At 58.2% G+C, this 5,600-nt stretch carries 3 rRNA genes; all 3 read right to left on the bottom strand.

Annotated features, from left to right (window positions below):
- Positions 1 to 37: 37 nt before the first annotated feature.
- The 3 genes from rrf to E1O70_RS19690 all read right to left on the bottom strand — a co-directional run bounded on the left by rrf (position 38) and on the right by E1O70_RS19690 (position 5,352).
- Positions 38 to 154 (bottom strand): 5S ribosomal RNA (rrf, locus tag E1O70_RS19700).
- A gap of 99 nt (positions 155 to 253) precedes the next feature.
- A 23S ribosomal RNA gene (locus E1O70_RS19695) occupies positions 254 to 3,361 on the bottom strand.
- A gap of 469 nt (positions 3,362 to 3,830) precedes the next feature.
- Positions 3,831 to 5,352 (bottom strand): 16S ribosomal RNA (locus E1O70_RS19690).
- The 16S, 23S and 5S rRNA genes sit together here, the layout of an rRNA operon.
- Between the last annotated feature and the right edge of the window lie 248 nt (positions 5,353 to 5,600).

The following is a 5,600-nucleotide window of genomic DNA, read 5'->3' as shown; positions in this document are numbered from 1 at the left end:
GCCCACCCCGTGTGGGGTGGGCCTTCGGTGAAGGGTTGTCCGGCGGCGTCCTACTCTCCCACCCCGTCTCCAGGGCAGTACCATCGGCGCTGAAGGGCTTAGCTTCCGGGTTCGGTATGGGACCGGGCGTTTCCCCTTCGCTGTGACCGCCGTAACTCTGTTGAACCGTGTCAACACCTGGGGCACCCCGTGGGGGGGTGTGGTGTTGGTGGTTCGGGAACCGCACAGTGGACGCGTAGCACAAGAGTGTTTGGTGTTGAAGTTGTCGGCTGATTAGTACCGGTCAGCTGCACGGGTCTTTCGTCCCCGCTTCCACGTCCGGCCTATCGACCCAGTGTTCTGCTGGGTGCCTCTCACCCCGTAGGGTATGGAAACCTCATCTTGAAGCAGGCTTCCCGCTTAGATGCTTTCAGCGGTTATCCCTTCCGAACGTAGCCAACCAGCGGTGCTCCTGGCGGAACAACTGGCACACCAGAGGTTCGTCCGTCCCGGTCCTCTCGTACTAGGGACAGCCCTTCTCAAGTTTCCTGCGCGCGCAGCGGATAGGGACCGAACTGTCTCACGACGTTCTAAACCCAGCTCGCGTACCGCTTTAATGGGCGAACAGCCCAACCCTTGGGACCTACTCCAGCCCCAGGATGCGACGAGCCGACATCGAGGTGCCAAACCATGCCGTCGATATGGACTCTTGGGCAAGATCAGCCTGTTATCCCCGGGGTACCTTTTATCCGTTGAGCGACGGCGCTTCCACAAGCCACCGCCGGATCACTAGTTCCGACTTTCGTCCCTGCTCGACCTGTCAGTCTCACAGTCAAGCTCCCTTGTGCACTTGCACTCGACACCTGATTGCCAACCAGGCTGAGGGAACCTTTGAGCGCCTCCGTTACATTTTAGGAGGCAACCGCCCCAGTTAAACTACCCACCAGGCACTGTCCCTGGTCCGGATCACGGACCGAGGTTAGACATCCGAAGCGGCCAGAGTGGTATTTCAACGTTGACTCCACCCGCACTGGCGTACGGGCTTCACAGTCTCCCACCTATCCTACACAAGCCGCACCGAACACCAATACCAAGCTATAGTAAAGGTCCCGGGGTCTTTCCGTCCTGCTGCGCGTAACGAGCATCTTTACTCGTAGTGCAATTTCGCCGAGTTCGCGGTTGAGACAGCGGAGAAGTCGTTACGCCATTCGTGCAGGTCGGAACTTACCCGACAAGGAATTTCGCTACCTTAGGATGGTTATAGTTACCACCGCCGTTTACTGGGGCTTAAATTCTGAGCTTCACCCCGAAGGGTTGACCCGTCCTCTTAACCTTCCAGCACCGGGCAGGCGTCAGTCCGTATACATCGTCTTGCGACTTCGCACGGACCTGTGTTTTTAGTAAACAGTCGCTTCTCCCTGGTCTCTGCGGCCGTCCACGCTCCCACCGCGAGGGTGTTCACGCTTCGGGCCCCCCTTCTCCCGAAGTTACGGGGGCATTTTGCCGAGTTCCTTAACCACGATTCTCTCGATCGCCTTAGTATTCTCTACCTGACCACCTGAGTCGGTTTGGGGTACGGGCGGCTAGAACCTCGCGTCGAGGCTTTTCTTGGCAGCATAGGATCACCCAGTTCGCGCTTGTGCGCTCACCGTCAGCTCTCAGCCTTGATGCCGGGCGGATTTGCCTACCCGACGGCCTACAGCCTTGGACGTGGTCTACCATCGCCACGCCGGGCTACCTTCCTGCGTCACCCCTGTTAATACGCTTACCTACTACCGGATTGGGTCCCGCGCGCCCCTGCCCGGTGACCCCGAAGGGTCGATGGGCAGGTTTGGGCGGTCAGCATCACCGGGCTCGGTATGGGCGGTTCTTCGCCGGTAGGAGAATATCAACTCCTTGTCCATCGACTACGCCTGTCGGCCTCGCCTTAGGTCCCGACTTACCCAGGGCGGATTAACCTGGCCCTGGAACCCTTGGTCATTCGGCGGACGGGTTTCTCACCCGTCTTTCGCTACTCATGCCTGCATTCTCACTCGTGTGGGCTCCACCGCTGGGTTCCCCCGCGGCTTCACCGCCCACACGACGCTCCCCTACCCACCTGCGCCTCTGGACCACGAAGGCCTGAGTTGAGCGCAGATGCCACGGCTTCGGCGGTGTACTTGAGCCCCGCTACATTGTCGGCGCGGAATCACTTGACCAGTGAGCTATTACGCACTCTTTCAAGGGTGGCTGCTTCTAAGCCAACCTCCTGGTTGTCTGTGCAACTCCACATCCTTTCCCACTTAGCACACGCTTAGGGGCCTTAGCCGGTGGTCTGGGCTGTTTCCCTCTCGACTACGGAGCTTATCCCCCGCAGTCTCACTGCCACGCTTTCACTTACCGGCATTCGGAGTTTGGCTGACGTCAGTAACCTTGTAGGGCCCATCGGCCATCCAGTAGCTCTACCTCCGGCAAGAAACACGTGACGCTGCACCTAAATGCATTTCGGGGAGAACCAGCTATCACGAAGTTTGATTGGCCTTTCACCCCTAACCACAGGTCATCCCCCAGGTTTTCAACCCTGGTGGGTTCGGTCCTCCACGCGGTCTTACCCGCGCTTCAACCTGCCCATGGCTAGATCACTTCGCTTCGGGTCTAGACCCAGCGACTATGGGCGCCCTGTTCGGACTCGCTTTCGCTACGGCTTCCCCACACGGGTTAACCTCGCCACTGAGCACTAACTCGCAGGCTCATTCTTCAAAAGGCACGCTGTCACCCCAGCCAAGGAGGCTCCAACGGATTGTAGGCACACGGTTTCAGGTACTATTTCACTCCCCTCCCGGGGTACTTTTCACCTTTCCCTCACGGTACTGGTCCGCTATCGGTCACTAGGTAGTATTTAGGCTTAGCAAGTGGTCTTGCCAGATTCACACGAGATTTCTCGGGCCCCGTGCTACTTGGGATCCCCTTCGGGAGGCCGCACCATTTCGTCTACCGGACTCGCACCGTCTGTGGTCCGCCTTTCAATGCGGTTCGACTATGACACGGCTTTCTCACTCCCCGGTGGACTGTCAGATCCACCAGAAGGGTCCCACAACCCCGAACACGCAACGCCTGACAGCTTGAACACGCGCCCGGTTTGGCCTCATCCGCTTTCGCTCGCCACTACTCACGGAATATCTCTTCCTGTCGGTACTGAGATGTTTCACTTCCCGACGTTCCCTCCACACACCCTATATATTCAGGTGCGGGTCACACGACATGACTCGTGCGGGGTTCCCCCATTCGGAAACCCTCGGATCACAGCTCGTTTGCCAGCTCCCCGAGGCTTATCGCAGGCTACCACGTCCTTCTTCGGCTCCTAGTGCCAAGGCATCCACCCTGTGCCCTTAAAAACTTCAACAAAAACAACAAAACTGCAGAGAACCAAGAACCACACCCCAAAGGGTGCGTCTTGATCTTTACAAAGATGCTCGCGTCCACTGTGCAGTTCTCAAACAACCAACGACCCCGACCCCACCAGACCCGCCTACCCCACCCACACCCTCATACAAGAGCGCAGACGAAGCGGTTCGTGGTCCAAGGACCGGCCCGTACCAGGCACCCCACCAACCGGTGGCCGGTGACCTGAGGACCCAACAGTGTGCTCGACAAGCCCCCCAGCCCCACCCGTGATGTTCCACCACCACCCGCACGAACCCCCGAAGAGGCACGAGCGAGCCGGCAGGTACTGACACCAGCAAGACCAAGAAAGCTCTTTCGTCAATGTTCCACCCATGAGCAACCACCCACCACACGGACGGCGATGGCGTGGCACCTGAACCACCCACCCACCAGCAAACACCAGCGGACGAGGGTTGGTAGCTCCTTAGAAAGGAGGTGATCCAGCCGCACCTTCCGGTACGGCTACCTTGTTACGACTTAGTCCCAATCGCCAGTCCCACCTTCGACCACTCCCCCCGCGAACGGTTGGGCCATGGGCTTCGGGTGTTACCGACTTTCGTGACTTGACGGGCGGTGTGTACAAGGCCCGGGAACGTATTCACCGCAGCGTTGCTGATCTGCGATTACTAGCGACTCCGACTTCATGGGGTCGAGTTGCAGACCCCAATCCGAACTGAGACCGGCTTTTTGGGATTCGCTCCACCTTACGGTATCGCAGCCCTTTGTACCGGCCATTGTAGCATGCGTGAAGCCCAAGACATAAGGGGCATGATGATTTGACGTCATCCCCACCTTCCTCCGAGTTGACCCCGGCAGTCTCCCATGAGTCCCCGGCATAACCCGCTGGCAACATGGGACGAGGGTTGCGCTCGTTGCGGGACTTAACCCAACATCTCACGACACGAGCTGACGACAACCATGCACCACCTGTGCACGAGTGTCCAAAGAGACCACCATCTCTGGTGGCTTCCCGTGCATGTCAAGCCTTGGTAAGGTTCTTCGCGTTGCATCGAATTAATCCGCATGCTCCGCCGCTTGTGCGGGCCCCCGTCAATTCCTTTGAGTTTTAGCCTTGCGGCCGTACTCCCCAGGCGGGGCACTTAATGCGTTTGCTGCGGCACGGAACTCGTGGAATGAGCCCCACACCTAGTGCCCAACGTTTACGGCATGGACTACCAGGGTATCTAATCCTGTTCGCTCCCCATGCTTTCGCTCCTCAGCGTCAGTTGCGGCCCAGAGACCTGCCTTCGCCATCGGTGTTCCTCCTGATATCTGCGCATTCCACCGCTACACCAGGAATTCCAGTCTCCCCTACCGCACTCTAGTCTGCCCGTACCCGATGCAAGCTCGAGGTTGAGCCTCGAGTTTTCACACCAGACGCGACAAACCGCCTACGAGCTCTTTACGCCCAATAATTCCGGACAACGCTTGCGCCCTACGTATTACCGCGGCTGCTGGCACGTAGTTAGCCGGCGCTTCTTCTGCAGGTACCGTCACTTGCGCTTCTTCCCTGCTGAAAGAGGTTTACAACCCGAAGGCCTTCATCCCTCACGCGGCGTCGCTGCATCAGGCTTTCGCCCATTGTGCAATATTCCCCACTGCTGCCTCCCGTAGGAGTCTGGGCCGTGTCTCAGTCCCAGTGTGGCCGGTCGCCCTCTCAGGCCGGCTACCCGTCGTCGCCTTGGTAGGCCATCACCCCACCAACAAGCTGATAGGCCGCGAGCCCATCCCTGACCGAAAAACTTTCCAACCACCCCCATGCGAAGGCGGCTCATATCCGGTATTAGCCCCGGTTTCCCGGAGTTATCCCGAAGTCAAGGGCAGGTTACTCACGTGTTACTCACCCGTTCGCCACTAATCCACCCAGCAAGCTGGGCATCATCGTTCGACTTGCATGTGTTAAGCACGCCGCCAGCGTTCGTCCTGAGCCAGGATCAAACTCTCCGTAAATGAACAACGCCCACCACCAGGACAAACCCCGGCAGTGAACAATCCATACGAAGCGAACCCCAACAGGGTTCACAAAACTGGCATCAACACGAAAGATGACATCATCTTCCGAAATCAACCAAAGGAATCCCAGACACAACCAACCCAACCACCCGGACGGGCAACCAGGCCAGCCATGCCACAGGGACAAAAAATTTGGCATTGACTAACAAGCACACTGTTGAGTTCTCAAACAACCGACACACACC

The sequence above is a fragment of the Cellulosimicrobium funkei genome, assembly GCF_004519295.1.
In the GTDB taxonomy this organism is placed as follows: Bacteria; Actinomycetota; Actinomycetes; order Actinomycetales; family Cellulomonadaceae; genus Cellulosimicrobium; species Cellulosimicrobium funkei.
Note: the sequence above shows the minus strand (reverse complement) of the source record. Positions and strands in the feature narration are given on the sequence as shown.